Annotated in this window: 11 protein-coding genes; 6 read left to right on the forward strand and 5 right to left on the reverse strand. The window is 70.0% G+C overall.

What is annotated here, in order from left to right:
* The first annotated feature begins 57 nt into the window (after positions 1-57).
* On the forward strand, positions 58-1,626 hold the full coding sequence (locus AB5J50_RS05185) for an FMN-binding glutamate synthase family protein (protein ID WP_369265312.1): 1,569 nt from the start codon (positions 58-60) through the stop codon (positions 1,624-1,626).
* Positions 1,627-1,681: 55 nt separating this feature from the next.
* On the opposite strand, the gene AB5J50_RS05190 is transcribed toward AB5J50_RS05185, so the two are convergent.
* Positions 1,682-2,944 (reverse strand): arginine deiminase, encoded by a 1,263-nt coding sequence (locus tag AB5J50_RS05190; protein ID WP_369255311.1) that lies wholly within the window; start codon positions 2,942-2,944, stop codon positions 1,682-1,684.
* A 33-nt stretch (positions 2,945-2,977) separates the two neighbouring features.
* Entirely contained in the window at positions 2,978-4,396 is a 1,419-nt protein-coding gene (locus tag AB5J50_RS05195; protein ID WP_369255313.1) for a basic amino acid/polyamine antiporter, read from the reverse strand.
* A gap of 131 nt (positions 4,397-4,527) precedes the next feature.
* On the opposite strand from AB5J50_RS05195, the gene AB5J50_RS05200 reads away from it, so the two are divergent.
* Together AB5J50_RS05200 and AB5J50_RS05205 are read left to right on the forward strand one after the other, a co-directional pair.
* Positions 4,528-5,622 (forward strand): chemotaxis protein, encoded by a 1,095-nt coding sequence (locus AB5J50_RS05200; RefSeq protein ID WP_369255315.1) that lies wholly within the window; start codon positions 4,528-4,530, stop codon positions 5,620-5,622.
* A 78-nt stretch (positions 5,623-5,700) separates the two neighbouring features.
* A complete protein-coding gene (locus AB5J50_RS05205; protein ID WP_369255317.1) occupies positions 5,701-6,714 on the forward strand; it encodes a Gfo/Idh/MocA family protein in 1,014 nt (337 codons plus the stop codon).
* 20 nt (positions 6,715-6,734) lie between these two features.
* On the opposite strand, the gene AB5J50_RS05210 is transcribed toward AB5J50_RS05205, so the two are convergent.
* On the reverse strand, positions 6,735-8,765 hold the full coding sequence (locus AB5J50_RS05210; protein ID WP_369255319.1) for a phosphocholine-specific phospholipase C: 2,031 nt from the start codon (positions 8,763-8,765) through the stop codon (positions 6,735-6,737).
* A 288-nt stretch (positions 8,766-9,053) separates the two neighbouring features.
* Positions 9,054-10,124 carry a medium chain dehydrogenase/reductase family protein gene (locus AB5J50_RS05215; protein ID WP_369255321.1) on the reverse strand — a complete coding sequence of 357 codons (1,071 nt, stop codon included), beginning with the start codon at positions 10,122-10,124 and terminating at the stop codon, positions 9,054-9,056.
* A gap of 117 nt (positions 10,125-10,241) precedes the next feature.
* Here AB5J50_RS05215 and AB5J50_RS05220 point away from each other — a divergent pair, with 117 nt between their 5' ends.
* Together AB5J50_RS05220 and AB5J50_RS05225 are read left to right on the forward strand one after the other, a co-directional pair.
* A complete protein-coding gene (locus AB5J50_RS05220; RefSeq protein ID WP_369255322.1) occupies positions 10,242-10,922 on the forward strand; it encodes a TetR/AcrR family transcriptional regulator in 681 nt (226 codons plus the stop codon).
* Between the two features lie 319 nt (positions 10,923-11,241).
* Positions 11,242-12,708: a PP2C family protein-serine/threonine phosphatase gene (locus AB5J50_RS05225; RefSeq protein WP_369255324.1), complete on the forward strand. Its 1,467-nt coding sequence runs from the start codon at positions 11,242-11,244 to the stop codon at positions 12,706-12,708.
* Positions 12,709-12,738: 30 nt separating this feature from the next.
* On the opposite strand, the gene AB5J50_RS05230 is transcribed toward AB5J50_RS05225, so the two are convergent.
* A complete protein-coding gene (locus AB5J50_RS05230) occupies positions 12,739-14,238 on the reverse strand; it encodes a hypothetical protein (protein ID WP_327426424.1) in 1,500 nt (499 codons plus the stop codon).
* Positions 14,239-14,471: 233 nt separating this feature from the next.
* Here AB5J50_RS05230 and AB5J50_RS05235 point away from each other — a divergent pair, with 233 nt between their 5' ends.
* Positions 14,472-15,614 carry an aminoglycoside phosphotransferase family protein gene (locus tag AB5J50_RS05235; protein ID WP_327426425.1) on the forward strand — a complete coding sequence of 381 codons (1,143 nt, stop codon included), beginning with the start codon at positions 14,472-14,474 and terminating at the stop codon, positions 15,612-15,614.
* The last annotated feature ends 112 nt before the right edge of the window (positions 15,615-15,726 follow it).

Raw genomic sequence — 15,726 nt, forward strand, 5'->3', positions numbered from 1 at the left:
ACGCCCCGCGGAACGGCGGAATCCCTCCCCATGGAATTGACTCATGGTGTGCACCGGATGCTCTTGCTGCTGCTCGTCGTCCTCGGTGCGGCCGGGGCGCTGGTCCTCGTGTGCGCCGTCTCGCCGTGGTGGTGGTGCGCGGCGGGCCCCCTGCTGGCCCTGACCGGGCTCGGCGCGTGGGATCTGGCGCAGCGCCGCCACGCAGTGCTGCGGAACTATCCCCTGCTCGGTCATCTCCGCTTCCTCCTGGAGGCGCTGCGGCCGGAGCTGCAGCAGTACTTCGTCGAGCGGAACTTCGACGGACGTCCGTACGACCGCGAGGTACGCGGCATCGTGTACGAGCGCGCCAAGGGCATCGAGGCCGAGGAGCCCTTCGGCACCGAGCGTGACGTGTACGTGGACGGCTACGAGTACCTCGAACCGTCGATGCGCCCGGTCGACGTGCCGGACGAGCCGCCGGTGGTCCGCGTCGGAGGCCCTGACTGCACCCAGCCGTACGACATGGCCCTGCTCAATGTCTCCGCGATGAGCTTCGGGGCGCTGTCCTCGAACGCGATCCTGGCGCTCAACAGGGGTGCGGCGCTGGGCCGTTTCGCGCATGACACCGGGGAGGGAGGCCTGTCGGAGTACCACTTGCGGGGCGGCGGCGACCTGATCTGGGAGATCGGCACGGGGTACTTCGGCTGCCGTACCCCCGAAGGGGGCTTCGAGGCACGGGAGTTCGCCGACAAGGCGGCGCTGCCCGAGGTCAAGTGCGTGTCGCTGAAGCTCTCCCAGGGCGCGAAGCCGGGCATCGGCGGGGTGCTGCCCGGCGCCAAGGTGAACGCCGAGATCGCCCGGGCGCGCGACGTTCCGGAGGGTGAGACGGTGATCTCACCGCCGTATCACCAGGTGTTCTCGACCCCACGCGAACTCGTGCGATTCGTCGCCCGTATGCGGGAGTTGGCGGGCGGCAAACCGACCGGCCTCAAGCTCTGTGTCGGCTCGCGCCGCCAGTTCCTCGCGGTCTGCAAGGCGATGCTCGCGGAAGGCGTCACGCCCGACTTCATCGTGGTCGACGGCTCGGAGGGCGGAACGGGGGCCGCTCCGCTGGAGTTCGCCGACAACATCGGTACGCCGCTCACCGAGGGGCTGATCACGGTGCACAACGCGCTCGTGGGCACCGGGCTGCGCGACCGTGTGAGGATCGGCGCGAGCGGCAAGGTCGCCACCGGCTCCGACATCGTCAAACGGCTGGTGCAGGGCGCGGACTACACGAACGCGGCCCGCGCGATGATGTTCGCCGTCGGCTGCCTCCAGGCCCGGCGCTGCCACACCAACACCTGCCCGGCGGGCGTCACCACGCAGGATCCGCGCCGGGTCCGCGCCCTGGACGTGGCCGACAAGTCCGAGCGCGTCCACCGCTACCAGCGGGCGACGGTGCGCAGCGCGAGCCAGATCATGGCCGCCATGGGGGTACGGGATCCGGGCGACCTCACACCGCATCGCCTGCTGCGGCGTACGGACCCGACGACCGTACGGTCGTACGCGGAGCTCTACGAGTGGCTCGCGCCCGGCGTCCTGCTCGCCGAGCCGCCCGCGTCCTGGGCCGCGGACTGGGCGGCGGCGCATCCGGACACGTTCTGAACGTGCTGAATGCGCTGGGGGTTCTCGGTGTTCCGGGCGTTCTGCGACCGGGGCTTCAGAACTCGACGGCGTCCCGCACGATGGGGCAGGTCATGCAGTGGCCGCCGCCCCTCCCCCGGCCGAGTTCGGCGCCGACGATGGTGATGACCTCGATCCCCGCCTTCCGCAGCAGCGTGTTGGTCTGGGTGTTGCGGTCATAGGTGAACACCACGCCGGGCTCCAGAGCGACCGCGTTGTTGCCGCTGTCCCACTGCTGCCGCTCGGAGGCGTACACGTCTCCACCGGTCTCGACGACCCGCAGCTCGGACAGTCCGAGCGCCTTCGCGACGACGTCGGTGAAGGAGCGCGAGCCCTCGTCGGTGAGTTCGATGCCGGGGGCCTTGTCGCTCGGGCGGAGGGAGAAGGTGTGGACGGCGTCCATGATGGTCGGGTAGAGGGTGACCAGGTCGCGGTCGGCGAAAGTGAAGACGGTGTCGAGGTGCATCGCGGCGCGCAGCTTCGGCATGCCGGCGACGATGACGTGCTCGGCCGCCCCGTTCTGGAACAGCGCGGCCGCGACCTGGGTGATGGCCTGGCGGGAGGTCCGCTCGCTCATGCCCATGAGCACGATGCCGTTGCCGACGGGCATGATGTCACCGCCCTCGAACGTGGCCTGGCCCCAGTCCAGTTCGGGGTCGCCCCACCACACGGCGGAGCCCGCGAAGTCCGGATGGAAGGTGTAGATCGCCTTCATCAGGAGCGTCTCGTCGTGCCGGGCGGGCCAGTACAGCGGGTTGAGCGTGAGGCCGCCGTACAGCCAGCACGTCGTGTCGCGGGTGTAGAGGGTGTTGGGCAGCGGCGGCATCAGATATTCGCGTACGCCGGTCGACTCGCGGGCCAGCGCGAGATAGCCGGAGCGGAAGTCGTCCGGCAGATCGGCGGTGGCCTGACCGCCGATCAAGTACTTGGCGAGCCGGGCGGGTTCGAGGGACTCCAGGAAGGCCCGGGTGTCCTCGATCAGGCCGAGTCCGACCTGGTTCGCGATGATCTTCCGGTCCAGCAGCCAGTCCCTGGCCACGGGGAGCGCCATCGTCTGCGCGAGCAGGTCGTGCAGTTCCACGACATCCACGCCGCGCTCGCGCAGCTTGTTGACGAAGTCGGCGTGGTCGCGCTGCGCGTTCTCCACCCACATGACGTCGTCGAAGAGCAGGTCGTCGGAGTTGGTGGGGGTGAGCCGGCGGTGCGCGAGGCCGGGCGCGCACACCAGCACCTTGCGCAGTCTGCCGACCTCGGAGTGGACGCCGTACGCCGGACGGCTCGTGGTGTCTTGACTGGTCACGGTAGGCCTTTCTCCAGGTCGGAGACGGACGGGTCAGAGGCTGATCCAGCCCACTGCCAGGGCGACGATGCCGAGGATCGCGCCGGCGATCGAGACGGCGAGGATGACGAGTTCACGGGGCGAGAACAGCCGTCTGCCCTGCTCCCGCCGGGCCATCACGAACAGGGCCGTGGCGGGCGCGTAGATGATGAAGGAGACGAGGATGAACTTCAGCCCGGCCGCGTAGAGCAGGAACGCGGTGTAGACGGTGGCGAGTGAGGCGATGGCGAGGTCGCCGCCGAGACGCCCTCGCGCGATCTTCACGGCGAAGGCCGCCGCCAGCAGGAACGGGATCAGCGTCAGCGCACTGGTCAGATCCAGCGCGAAGTTGAACGCGTCGTCCGAGAACAGCGTGACGACCAGCACGACTTGGGTCAGCAGGGTCGTCATCAGCAGTGCGGGGACGGGCACGTCCGCGGAGGTGGAGCGGCCGAGGAAGCGGGGCATGTCCTCGTCCTTGGCGGCGACGAACAGCACCTCGGCGGACATCAGGGTCCAGGCGAGATAGGCGCCGAGCACCGAGACGATCAGGCCCACGCTGACGAAGACCTGGCCCCAGGTGCCGACGGCATGCTCAAGGACCCCCGCCATGGAGGGCTGCCGCAGCTCGGCGATCTCGCCCATCGGCATGATCCCGTACGAGACGATCGTGACCGAGGCGAAGACGGCGAAGACGCTCAGGAAGCCGAGGACGGTGGCCCGGCCGACGTCCTCGCGGCGTTTGGCGTGCCGGGAGTAGACGCTCGCGCCCTCGACTCCGAGGAACACGAAGACCGTGGCCAGCATGGTGCCCTTGACCTGCTGGAACAGCGAACCGGCGTAGTCGGCGCCGCCGAAGTTCTCGGCGAAGACATGGGGATTCAGGTAGAAGAGCGCGAGGATGATGAAGACGAGGATCGGCACGATCTTGGCGACGGTGACGATCCGGTTGATGGCCGCGGCCTCCTTCACCCCTCTGCGGATGAGGAAGAAGAACGACCACAGACCCACCGAGGAAAGGACGATGGCGAGGACGGTGTCGCCATCGCCCAGTGCCGGCGCGATCGCCCCGATGGTCGACATGATGAGCACCCAGTACGTCACGTTGCCGACGCAGGCGCTGGCCCAGTAGCCGAAGGCCGAGAAGAAGCCCAGGTACTCCCCGAAGCCCGCCTTCGCGTACGCGTAGACGCCCGCGTCGAGGTCGGGTCTGCTGATCGCCAGCCGCTGGAAGACGAAGGCGAGCATCAGCATGCCGGTGCCCGCGACCGCCCAGGCGATCAGGGCGCCCGCGACGCCCGTCTCCTGGGCGAACCGGCTGGGCAGCGAGAACACCCCCGCCCCGACCATCGAGCCGACGACCATGGTGGTGAGCGTCAGCAGGGTGAGCTTGGCGGCGGGCGGCGCCTTGGTTTCCGCGTCGACCTGCGTCATGGGTGTCCTACGGAGACGGGCATCGTCGTACGGCGACCACGATGCGGGAGAACGTCATCTGGCGACCCCAGCGACACTAACAATCAAATGTTCCAAATGCCCGATAAGCGAATCGGTCCTATGGTGCTGATATGGAGCACGCACTCAGCCCCGCGACCCTCACCGAGCTGCGCAGGCCGCGGCCCTATCCGGCGGTGTCCGTGTTGACGCCGACACACCGCCGCGAACCCGACAACGCTCAGGATCCGGTCCGGCTGCGCAATGTGGTGGCCGAAGCCAAGAAGCAGCTGGAGGCCGATCCCTCGGTCACCCGCGAACGGCGTACGGATGTCGTCGACCAGCTTGAGCGGGCCCTGAAGGAAGTCGATCTGGCGCACGCCGAGGACGGCCTCGCGATCTTCGCGGCGCCCGGCGAGCACCAGGTCTGGTCACTGGCCCGCACCGTGCCCGAACGCGTGGTGCTCTCGGACACCTTCCTGACCCGCAACCTGGTCGCCGCACAGGCCTCCGAGCGGCCGTTCTGGGTGCTCGCGGTCTCCGCCGACCGGGTCACGCTGTGGAACGGCGGCGCGGAACATGTCGTCGAGGACGACTCCGGCGGCTTTCCGCTGAGCCGGGACCGCGAGAACTTCGACGCCGAGCGCCAGGAACAGATCGGCGACATGCCGAGCACCTTCCGCGACGAGGGAATCCGACGCTTCCTGCGCGACGCCGACACCGCCATGAGCGCCGTCCTGCGCGAGCAGCCGCGACCGCTGTACGTCACCGGTGAGACCGCCGCGCTCTCCGCCCTCGACGAGATCGGCACCGTCACCAAGGAGGCGGCACACGTCCCGCACGGTGGCCTCGCGCACGGTACTCCCCAGGCCGTATGGCAGGCGGTGCGTCCGCTGATCAGCGCCGAGGAGAAGAAGCACACCGACGAGGTGGCGCGGGAACTCGTAACGGCCCGCGGACGCAAGGAGTTCGCCGCCGGAGTCGACGAGGTGTGGCAGAACGCGACCGAGGGCCGGATCCGGCTGCTCGCCGTCGAGGAGAACTACCGCGTGACGGTGCGCGACGGCGGCGACCACCTCGTCCCGGCCGAGAGCGGTGACCTGGACGCCCGGGAGGACATCGTCGACGAGATCGTCGAACAGTGCCTGGAGACCGGCGCCGAGGTGCGCTTCGTCCCCGACGGCAGCCTCGGGGACGCGAAAGGCATCGCCGGGGTACTGCGCTACTGATCTCTCCGGCCGACAATCGGACGACATGGATCACATCGATCACATGGACCGAGCTGTCGGCGGAGAGGTGCGGAGCGCGTGAGTGAACTGTTGGGTGTGGCGGTCCTGGGTGCCGGACACATGGGAGCCGACCATATACGTCGGATCGACCGTGTGGTGAGTGGTGCCCGGGTCGCCGCGGTGGCGGATCCCGAGTCCGGCCGGGCCGAGGACGCCGTGGCCGGGATCGACGGCGTCTCGGTCCATGCCGAGGCGCCGTCGGCGCTCGACGCACCCGGCGTACAGGCGGTGCTGATCGCCTCCCCCGGACCCGCGCACGAGGAAGCCCTGCTCGCGGCCTTCGAGCGCGGCCTGCCGGTGCTGTGCGAGAAGCCGCTGGTGCCGGAGTCCGCGGGCGCGCTGCGGGTGGTGGAGGCCGAGGCGCGGCTCGGCCGGCGGCTGACCCAGGTCGGGTTCATGCGCCGGTACGACGCCGAGTATCAGCGCCTCAAGTCCCTGCTGGACAGCGGGCGGCTGGGCCGTCCGCTGATGCTCCACTGCACGCACCGCAATGTCTCGTCGCCGCCGGACTTCACCTCGGCGATGCTGGTCAACAGCTCCGTGTCGCACGAGATCGACGCGGCCCGCTGGCTGCTGGGCCAGGAGCTCACGGCAGTGAGCGTGCTGCGCCCGCGACCCTCCTCGCATGCCCCGGCGGGCCTCATCGATCCTCAATTCGTGCTGTTCGAGACCGCGGACGGCGCCCTGGTCGACGTCGAGGTCTTCGTCAACTCCGGCTTCGGCTACCAGGTGGGGTGCGAGGCGGTCTGCGAGTCGGGGAGCGCCCGGATCGGGGACGAGCACACGATGGTGGTGACCTCGGCGGGCGGTGCGTACGAAGAGGTGGCGCAGGACTATCTCGTACGGTTCGCCGACGCCTACGACCGTGAGGTGCAGGCGTGGGTGGACGCCACCCGGGCGGGCCGGGTCACCGGGCCCAGCGCCTGGGACGGGTATGCGGCGTCCGCCGTCGCCGAGGCGGGGGTCCGGGCGCTGGAGAACGGCGGCCGGGTGACCGTCGAACTCGCCCCGCGCCCGGACCTCTACGCGTGATCAGCCGCTGACGCGCGTGCTCAGCCGCTGACGCTCGCCGCGCCCGTCTCGATGTGCCCGGTGAACCGGCGCGACCAGCTCGCGTCGGAGTCGACGGTGATCGTGAAGTCGTACCAACCGTCCTGGTACGCCACCGCGTTGAAGAAGTCCTCCGTCGAACCGCCCGCGGCGACGGTGTACGTCCAGGGCCCGTCACTGCGGTAGTGGTTCGAGGTGATCGTGAACTTCACGGAGGACGCGGAGGAGTTGGTCATCTTGAAGTAGATGGCCGTCTTCCCGGTGCCGGGCTCGATCGCGTAACGGGTGCTCACCTCGGCCGACTTGCCCGCCAGCGTCGCGTCGCCCTTGAAGCGGCCCAGGAAGCGGTTGGGGCCGACCATGGAGATGTCGTACTTGCCGTCGCCGTACCCCGAGCCGATGCTGAAGTAGTCGGAGGCCGTGCCGCCCGCGTCGACCGTGTACTGCCACGGTGTGGTGTCGCGGTAGGCGTTGGGGTGGACCGAGAAGTGCGCGGCGCTCTTGGCGGGGGTGCCCTGGTTGGCCATGGTGAACCAGGCGAGGATCTTGCCGCTCGCACCGAACTCCAGGTGGTCCAGGTAGCCGCCCGGCTGATACGGCAGGGCGCGGGCGGGCCGGGTGCCGGACTCCTGGGCGGGCAGCGCGTTGGTGGTGGGCACCGGGTTGGGCAGCGGGCCGCAGGTGCCGTACCCGATGACGCTCGTCGCGGGCAGCGAGGCGGCGCCGTACACCGGATGCGCGAAATCGAAGACGCCGGTCAGGTCGCCGGTGACCTTGCGGCGCCAGGCGCTGATGTTGGGGCATGCGGCGGGCTTGCCGAGGGCGCTGGTCCAGGTCTCCAGGAAACGCAGGACTGAGGTGTGGTCGAATACCTCCGAGGAGACCCAACCACCCCGTGTCCAGGGCGAGATGACCAGCATGGGGACGCGGAAGCCGAGTCCGTACGGGACCCCGTTGAGGAACTCCCCCGCCGTGCCCGCGGGCGGCGCCGGGGGCGGGACGTGGTCGAAGAAGCCGTCGTTCTCGTCGTAGTTGAGGAACAGGACGGTCGAGTCGAAGACGTTCGCGTCCGCGGCGAGCGCCTTGTAGACCAGGTCGACGAAGTGGGCGCCGTCGCCGGGCGGGGCGTACGGATGCTCCGAGAAGGCCTGGTTGGCGACCACCCAGGAGACCTGGGGCAGGGTGCCCGCGAGGACGTCGGCCTTGATGGCGGCGGCGATGTCGTCGGGCGTGGAGCCGGTGACCTTCGGCACGGAGGCCATACCTCGGTCGTACAGCGGGTCGCCCGCCTTGGCCGAGGCGAACTTCTTGAAGTAGGCGCAGCCGTTGTCGCCGTAGTTGTCCTGCGCGTTCTGGTAGACCTTCCAGGTCACCCCGGCCGCTTGCAGCGCCTCGGCGTAGTTCTGCCAGGTCAGTCCGGACTCGTCGCCCCCGTCGTAGCTGGAGCCGTCGACCTTGCCGCTCCACAGGTACGTACGGTTGGGGCCGGTGGCGCTGAGCGAGGAGCAGAAGTAGGCGTCGCAGATGGTGTAGTTGTCTGCGAGCGCGTAGTGGAACGGGATGTCGGAGCGGTCGAGGTAGCCGAGCGAGCGTACGTTGCCGACGCCCGAGACCCAGTTGTCGAGCCGCCCTTTGTTCCAGGCGGAGTGCTGCGAGGACCAGGAGTGCGGAAGGTCGCCGTTGCACTGGGCGAGGGTCTCGCCGTCCTTGCCGCCCGCGGCGGGCGTGGAGCTGAGCTTCCACGGGTACTGTCTGCCGGTGCCGTTCGGCTGGTTGAAGACGGAGTTGCCGCCGGACAGGGTGATGCCGCTGCGGTCGTCGAAGCCGCGGACGCCCTTGAGACGGCCGAAGTAGTGGTCGAAGCTGCGGTTTTCCTGCATGAGGATGACGACGTGCTGTACGTCCGAGATCGTGCCGGTCGCCGTTGCCGCGGTGTCGGCGGCCGCCGCCGGACGCGAGCCGACGCCCATCGCGGCCCCTGCCGCCACGGATGCGCCGAGCCCCACAAAGCCTCTTCGGCTGATCGGTGTCATTCGCCCGCCCTCGTCACTGGAGTGCCCCTGCGGCACACCGCGCGCAAGCGTGCACGGGGTGATCGTCAAGGTCCATACCTGTGTGGTGAGGCGCGGGTGAACAGCGGTCGAACCTCGCCGGGTGGACGGATACGACGTGTCTGCGGCCTTCTGCCGCCCCGGCACGACCGCACGGCGCGGCGCGAGCGCGATCCGGCGCGAAGCCGCCTGTGACACCGCGTCAGGCCGCGGTCGGGAGTTCCCCCGGCCGTGGATCCTGGTGTGTTTCGATGCCGGAACGAAGTGATGTCACTGGGCGTGGGGCGCGTCCCGGTCCGGGTCGGGCACGAGGATCACCTTGCCGGTGACGGTGCCGGACTCGGCCAGCCGCATGGCTTCCGCGGCCCGGCCGAGCGGGATACGGGCCGCGACCTGCGCGGTGATGGCGCCGTCGGCGAGCAGGGCGAAGACCTGGCCGAGGTCGGTACGCAGGCGCTCGTGGAAGGCGGCCGAACGGCGCTTGCCGGCCCAGATGTTGTAGAAGTGCGTACGCCGGCCGTTGGGCAGGAGCTTCCAGAGGAACAGCCGTCCGACGAGCTTGAGGACCGGCAGCTTGGAGGATCCGGCGATGTCCCGGGTGGCCGCGCTGCCGTACGAGACGAGCGTGCCGCCCCGGGCCAGCAGCCCGAAGGAGTCGACGATGCCCTCGCCTCCCACGTGGTCGAAGACGGCGTCGACGCCGCCCGGCGCCAACTCCCGCACCCTGGCGGACAGATCGGACGCGCGATAGTCGACCGGGGTGGCACCGAGCGCGCGGACCGCGTCGTGATGCCGGGGCGAGGCGGTGCCGATGACGCGGATGCCGGCATGGGTGGCCAGCTGCACCAGCGTCGAGCCCACGCCGCCGTTCGCCCCGTGCACCAGTACGGTCTGGCCCGCGCGGACCCTGGCGACACGGTGCAGCATCTGCCAGGCGGTGATGCCGTTGACGACCACCGTCTCGGCGTCGGCGGGATCCAGCGTGCCGGGGACCTCGACGAGATCGGTGACGGGCAGTACGACCCGGCTGGCCCAGCCGCCGACCTTGGTCAGAGCGGCGAAGCGCCGGCCGACCAGTGACGCGTCCACCCCCGCGCCGACCCGGACCACTACGCCCACCAGGTCGTAGCCCGGCACGAAGGGGAACGGCGGCTGGTCGTAGTACTTGCCACGGCGCATCTGCTGCTCGGCGAACGACACTCCGGAGGCCTCCAGGGCGAGGACGACCTCACCTGCGGCGGGCTGCGTCGCGGGGCGCACACGGATCTCGAGGCCCGAGGGCTCCACGACTCCCGGGAGGACGACTTCGGTCACCACATCGGCCACAGTCTCCGTGTCCATGACGGTCAGAGCTCCCTCGTTATAGCTTCTCGTGTTCGTGATAGGTTCTAACAAGAGCTTGCTCCTCTATATTCCGTAAGTCAAGAGCCACCCCGAGAAGACGAAGAAGGCGACGACATGGCGGCAGAGAACCGGACGGAGCCCGGCCTGCGCGATCGGTTCCGCGCGCAGGTACGGCAGGAGGTCAAGACCGCGGCGCTGCGACAGCTGGCCGAGGGAGGACCGGAGGCGCTGTCGCTCAACGCCATCGCCAAGCAGGTAGGCATGACGGGGCCCGCGCTCTACCGCTACTTCACCAACCGGGACAGCCTGCTGACCGAGCTGGTCATCGACGCCTACGGGGACCTGGCGTCCGCACTCGCCCGCGCGGCCGACGCCGACGCGACGGACGCGGCCGCCCGTCTGACCGCGGTCGTCCGGGCCTTCCGCACCTGGGCGCTGACCGAGCCACACCGCTATCGACTCCTGTTCCGGGCACCCCTCCAGGGCTACGACGCACACTCCACGAGCCTGGTCGAGGCCTCCCAGCCCGCCATGACCGTCGTACTGGAGGCGGTGGGCGCCCTCGCGAAGCCGGACACGGCGGTTCCGGACGGCCCGGCAGTCCAGTTCCGGGAGTGGATGAAACGGCACGGAATCGAGGACGTGCCCGAGGCGGTCGCCGCGCGAACCACCCTGCTGTGGGCCCATCTGCACGGCCTGGTGAGCCTGGAGATCGAGGGCAACTTCAGCTCGATGGGCATCGACCCGGCCACTCTCTACGAGACCGAGGTGAAGGACTTCGTGCGCTCACTCTGAGCCCCGGCTCGGCCCGATCCGCGTTTGGCGGATCCCACAACGGAGCAGGCTTCGCACATATGCCCCTCGAACAGAAGAATGAAAGGCGGGCACGCGCATCCGGCGGACCCTCAAGTCACGTACGTCGTCTACGACTTGACCACGCCGGACGCGTACCGAATCGGTCCCACGCAGCCGGTCCGTGAGGACGGCGGCATATGCCAGAAGCACCACCGTATCGGGTGTTGCCAAATCCCTTACAGCGCGTCGCGGGCTGTGCAACAGTCGTAACGGTCCTTCCGTCAGCCTTGGTCGAACCGTCCCCGCATCGGAGCACGCAATGCCCTCCCATCTCTCTGCGGACCGCCCAGCCGCTCAGCCGCCCCAGCGCGGCACGGTCGACGCGCTCATTTCGCAGACGCGGCGGCTGCGCGGCGAGGTGGACGCCGTACGGCGTGACGCGCCCGCCGACGGCGAGGATCCGCAGGGGCGCTGGCAGCGTGCGCTGTGCAATCTGGCGATGCATCAACTCAACGACCTCGACGAGCACTTGGCCCAGCTGCGGGACGGACCACCGCCCGTGCCCGTCCAACCCGCAGCCGTCCCCGCCGCCCGAGCCGTGCCGGCCGCATCCCGGCGCGGCTCACTGCTGAGCCGGGTCGGCAGCGCCGAGTGGAACCTGCTGACGGACGAGGCCAGTTGGTCCGGTGAGCTCTATCAGATCCTGGGCCGCGATCCCGCCGCTCCCCCGCTGACGCTCGACGAACTTCCGTCGCTGGTGCTCGACGAGGACCGGCGGATGCTGACGGCGATGGTCACGGAGTGCCTCATCGACGCCAAGCCCATCGACGGGGAGTTCCGCATCATGCGCCCCGACGGCGGGGTGCGGACCGTGCACATGATGGGCGAGCCCGTGCTCGACGCCGGCGGCAGCACCGCCTCGATGTGGGCCGTGCTGCGCGACGTCAGCGAACTGCGCCGCAGCCAGCGGACGGTGAGCGAGACCCGCGACTCGCTGCAGCGCGAGCGGCACATCGCGCAGACCGAGCACCGGCTCGCGGTCGAACTGCAGGAGGCCGTGCTGCCGCCGTGGCGCGGTTCCCTGCGGTTCCCGCAGGGGGGTCCCGGGTCCCTGGACCTCGCCGCGCACTATCTCCCGTCGTCGACCAGCGCACTGATCGGCGGCGACTGGTACGACGCCCTCGAACTCCCCGACGGGGACACCCTGTTGAGCGTCGGTGACCTCACCGGCCACGGAGTCGCCGCGACCTCGGGCATGGCGATGCTGCTCGGCGCCCTGCGCGGTATGGCCGTGACGGGCACCCGGCCGGGCCAACTCCTGTCCTGGCTCAACCAGTTGCTCGACGCCTCCGTCCAGCCGGCCCTGGGCAGCGCCGTCTGCTGCCGCTACCGGCCCGAGACCCGCACCCTCAGCTGGGCGCAGGCAGGACACCCCGCCCCGCTGCTGTTCCGCAACGGGACGGGGCGCGCACTGCCGGCACCGGACGGCGTGCTGCTCGGGGCGACCACGGGTGCCGTCTACGGGCAGGCCGAAGAGCCACTCGAAGAGGGCGACCTGTTGCTCCTGCACACCGACGGACTGGTGCCGTGGCGATCGGGGTCCCCCCGCTCGGGAGCTGCCGAGAGTGGAGGAGGAGCGGCGGCCGTCCAGAGGCTGCTCGACCTGGCCCCGCGCTTCGACGGGACCCGCACGGCCCAGGACTGTGTACGGATGGTGGTCGAGGAATTCGGCGAGACCGAGCGCGAGGACGACGCCTGCGTGCTCATCGCCCGGGTCGGCTCCTGAAGCCAACCCGTGTTGCCCGCACGGGCTCCCTTACGCCCGCGCGCTGCCGCCGCCCCTCGGCTTCAACGAGCCGTTGGGCAGGGCGAGTTTGATCTCCTCACGCAGATCGTGGATCTTCGGATAGCTGGAGTACTCCCCGGTGAGCCGGTACATCTCGCGCAGCCGGTCCCAGGTGCGGTGGGATGAATTGGATCCCATCGACGTCAGGGCCAGTCGCGCGTACCGGTCGGCCTGTTCGGGATCGTCGGCGATGAAGCAGGCCGACGCCAGGGAGATGTGGTCGAAGATCTTCGACCGCTCCCGCCCCGACTCGCGCAGCTTCAGTGCCTCCTTGGCATGACGCTGAGCGGTGGCCGCCGCGGCCGGCTCGTGTTCGGCGAGGGTGCGGTAGGCGAGCGCCTGCATGCCGTGCATGTCGGCCTCGTCGAACAGCTGCATCCAGCTCGGCGGTGGTACGTCGCCCCGGTCCGAGACGAACAGGTCCTCCGCCTGGCCCAGGGTGCGCCGCATGGCCTGGCCCTTGCCCATGGAGGCCTGTGCCCAGGCTTCGATGGTGTAGAGCATGGCCTGGGTGCGGGGCAGGGTCTCCTCGCCGGAACCGGACTTGGCGAGTTTCATGAGATCGAGTGCGTCGTCGGGCCGGCCCAGATGCACCATCTGGCGAGCCGCTCGGGAGAGCGCCTCCCCGGCGCGGGGCCGGTCACCGCCCTCACGGGCCGCGTGGGCGGCGATGACGAAGTACTTCTGAGCCGTGGGCTCCAGGCCGACGTCGTGCGACATCCAGCCCGCGAGGACGGCGAGGTTGGCGGCGACGCCCCACAGGCGCCGCTGGAGATGGTCGGGGTGTCGGTAGGAGAGCATGCCTCCCACTTCGTTGAGCTGGCCCACCACAGCCTTGCGCTGGAGACCGCCGCCGCGGGCGGCGTCCCAGGCCCGGAACACCTCGACCGAGCGCTCCAGTTCCTCGATCTCCTGCGACCCGATGGGGGCGGCCTCGTACCGGTCGAACCCAGCGGGGTCGGCGTGCAGGGGATCGTCGAATCGGGGAGCGTCGGCGGACAGTGTCGGATCGGTGTGCAGCCAGTCGTGCATAGCAGTGCTGAGTGCGGATCCCGCGGCGAGCGCGGCACCCGCGCCCACCAAGCCGCGTCGGTTGAGCATGAGGTCCATTCCCGTGAATTCGGTGAGGACCGCAGCAGTCCGCTCGGGCGCCCACGGCACTCCGTCGGGATGTTCCGCATTCCCGCCGCTCTGCCGTTTACCCACGCGCCCGTGCCGGACCAGACCGAGGTCCTCGATGGTCACGACACGGCCGAGATGCTCGGTGAACAGGGCCGCCAGCACCCGCGGTACGGGATCGCGCGGGATCTCTCCCATGTCGATCCAACGCCGCACCCGCGAGGTGTCGGTCGCCAGTTGGGGGTGGCCCATGGCCGCCGCCTGCCGGTTGACCATTCTCGCGAGTTCGCCCTTGGACCAGCCGGCGAGGCCGAACAGGTCCGACAGGCGGGTGTTGGGTTGTCCGTTCACGTCAAGCCCCCAGGTTCTCGGCTGATTTGACAGTAACCGTCTGTCAGTTGCTGAGCGACTATTCGCCAGGGTTCGCCAGGGTGCGCCAGATGGTGTGCCACTGGGCATCGGGTGTCAGGTAGGAACGCGCCACCCCGACCCGGTTGCCTCAGGGACATTCCCCAGGGTGCACCAGGGCGGCCGGGGCGGGTAGCGCGGCAACTTGCAGGCACACGAAGGGATCTGTTTCGCCCATGTACGCAGCATCGTCCTCCGTGTCCGCTCCGCCCCGGTCGCTGCATCCCCGCCCGGCGGGCAGCGGCCCCTACCTCGACCCCGCGCGCCCGGCGGCGGCTCCCGTGCTCGGCGCCGGCAGGACGCGGCGCGTTCCGGGGCTCGGCACCCAACCGCTCAGCGGGAGAATCGACTTGTCCGGCCCTCAGGGCGCGCAGCTGCGCACGGCGATCGCGTCGGTGCACCGGATCTGCCCGGAGTTCGCTCCGGTCCAGGTGCTGCGCCGCAGCGGACGCTCCGTGCTCCTGGTCGGCACGACCGGGCGCAGCACGGCCGTCGCCAAGTGTTTACTGGACCACTCTCCCGTCTGGGCCGAGCGGGTCCGGCATGAAATAGCGGCCTACCGCTCGTTCGTGCGGCACCGGCCACCGGTCCGGGTGCCCCGGCTGATCGCGGCGGATCCGGACAACTGCACCTTGGTGATCGAGCGGATGCCGGGCCGGGTGGCCGCTCTCCAGCGGCATCCGGCCGAGGCCCCGCCCCGCGCGGACATCCGGGCGGCGCTGGGCGCGATCTGCCGGCTGAACGCGTGGCGGCCACCGGCGGGGACGTTCGACGCCCCGCTGGACTACGCGGAGCGGATCTCCCGCTTCCATGAGCTGGGTCTGCTCACGGACCGGGACATGGGCGATCTGCAGAAGCTCGTGCACGGCATCGCCCACTCGGCGGGCCGGCAGGGCATGGGCCAGTTCTGTCACGGCGACGCCCTCCTGTCCAACATTCTCCTCTCACCGGCCGGTCCAGTGCTGGTGGACTGGGAGCATGCGGGCTGGTACTTGCCGGGATACGACCTGGCGACGCTGTGGGCGGTGCTCGGGGACGCTCCCGTGGCGCGCCGTCAGATCAGTCAGCTCGCGCAGTCGGCCGGTCCGGCGGCACGGGACGCCTTCCTGGTGAACCTGATGCTGGTACTGACCCGTGAGATCCGTACGTACGAGACGGCCGTGCAGCGCTCGATGCACGACACGACCCCGGCGGCACCGGGACCGGCCCACCCGGGTGCTGCGCCGTCCGGCGAGGAACAGCGGCTGCTGCTGAGGCGGCTGCACGACGACTGCCAGTTGGCCCGACGGGCCGTTCGAGCGGCGGTCGGCACTCGCTGACGGGGACGGAGGTCCGCGGTTGCGCCTGGACAGCGGCGCACCGCGGGCCTTCGTCATGTCCGCGTGTTGCCCGCCACCTGGCGTCCCCGTTTCCGCGGCCCCTGTTTCCGGG

Source organism: Streptomyces sp. R35 (genome assembly GCF_041053035.1).
Lineage (GTDB): Bacteria > Actinomycetota > Actinomycetes > Streptomycetales > Streptomycetaceae > Streptomyces > Streptomyces lutosisoli.

Bases quoted from the DNA above. Each gene is read 5' to 3' on its own strand.
- AB5J50_RS05215 (WP_369255321.1), bottom strand. From the start codon at position 10,124: ATGGACACGGAGACTGTGGCCGATGTGGTGACCGAAGTCGTCCTCCCG.
- AB5J50_RS05235 (WP_327426425.1), top strand. From the start codon at position 14,472: ATGTACGCAGCATCGTCCTCCGTGTCCGCTCCGCCCCGGTCGCTGCAT.
- AB5J50_RS05200 (WP_369255315.1), top strand. From the start codon at position 4,528: ATGGAGCACGCACTCAGCCCCGCGACCCTCACCGAGCTGCGCAGGCCG.
- AB5J50_RS05185 (WP_369265312.1), top strand. From the start codon at position 58: ATGCTCTTGCTGCTGCTCGTCGTCCTCGGTGCGGCCGGGGCGCTGGTC.
- AB5J50_RS05210 (WP_369255319.1), bottom strand. From the start codon at position 8,765: ATGACACCGATCAGCCGAAGAGGCTTTGTGGGGCTCGGCGCATCCGTG.
- AB5J50_RS05225 (WP_369255324.1), top strand. From the start codon at position 11,242: ATGCCCTCCCATCTCTCTGCGGACCGCCCAGCCGCTCAGCCGCCCCAG.
- AB5J50_RS05195 (WP_369255313.1), bottom strand. From the start codon at position 4,396: ATGACGCAGGTCGACGCGGAAACCAAGGCGCCGCCCGCCGCCAAGCTC.
- AB5J50_RS05220 (WP_369255322.1), top strand. From the start codon at position 10,242: ATGGCGGCAGAGAACCGGACGGAGCCCGGCCTGCGCGATCGGTTCCGC.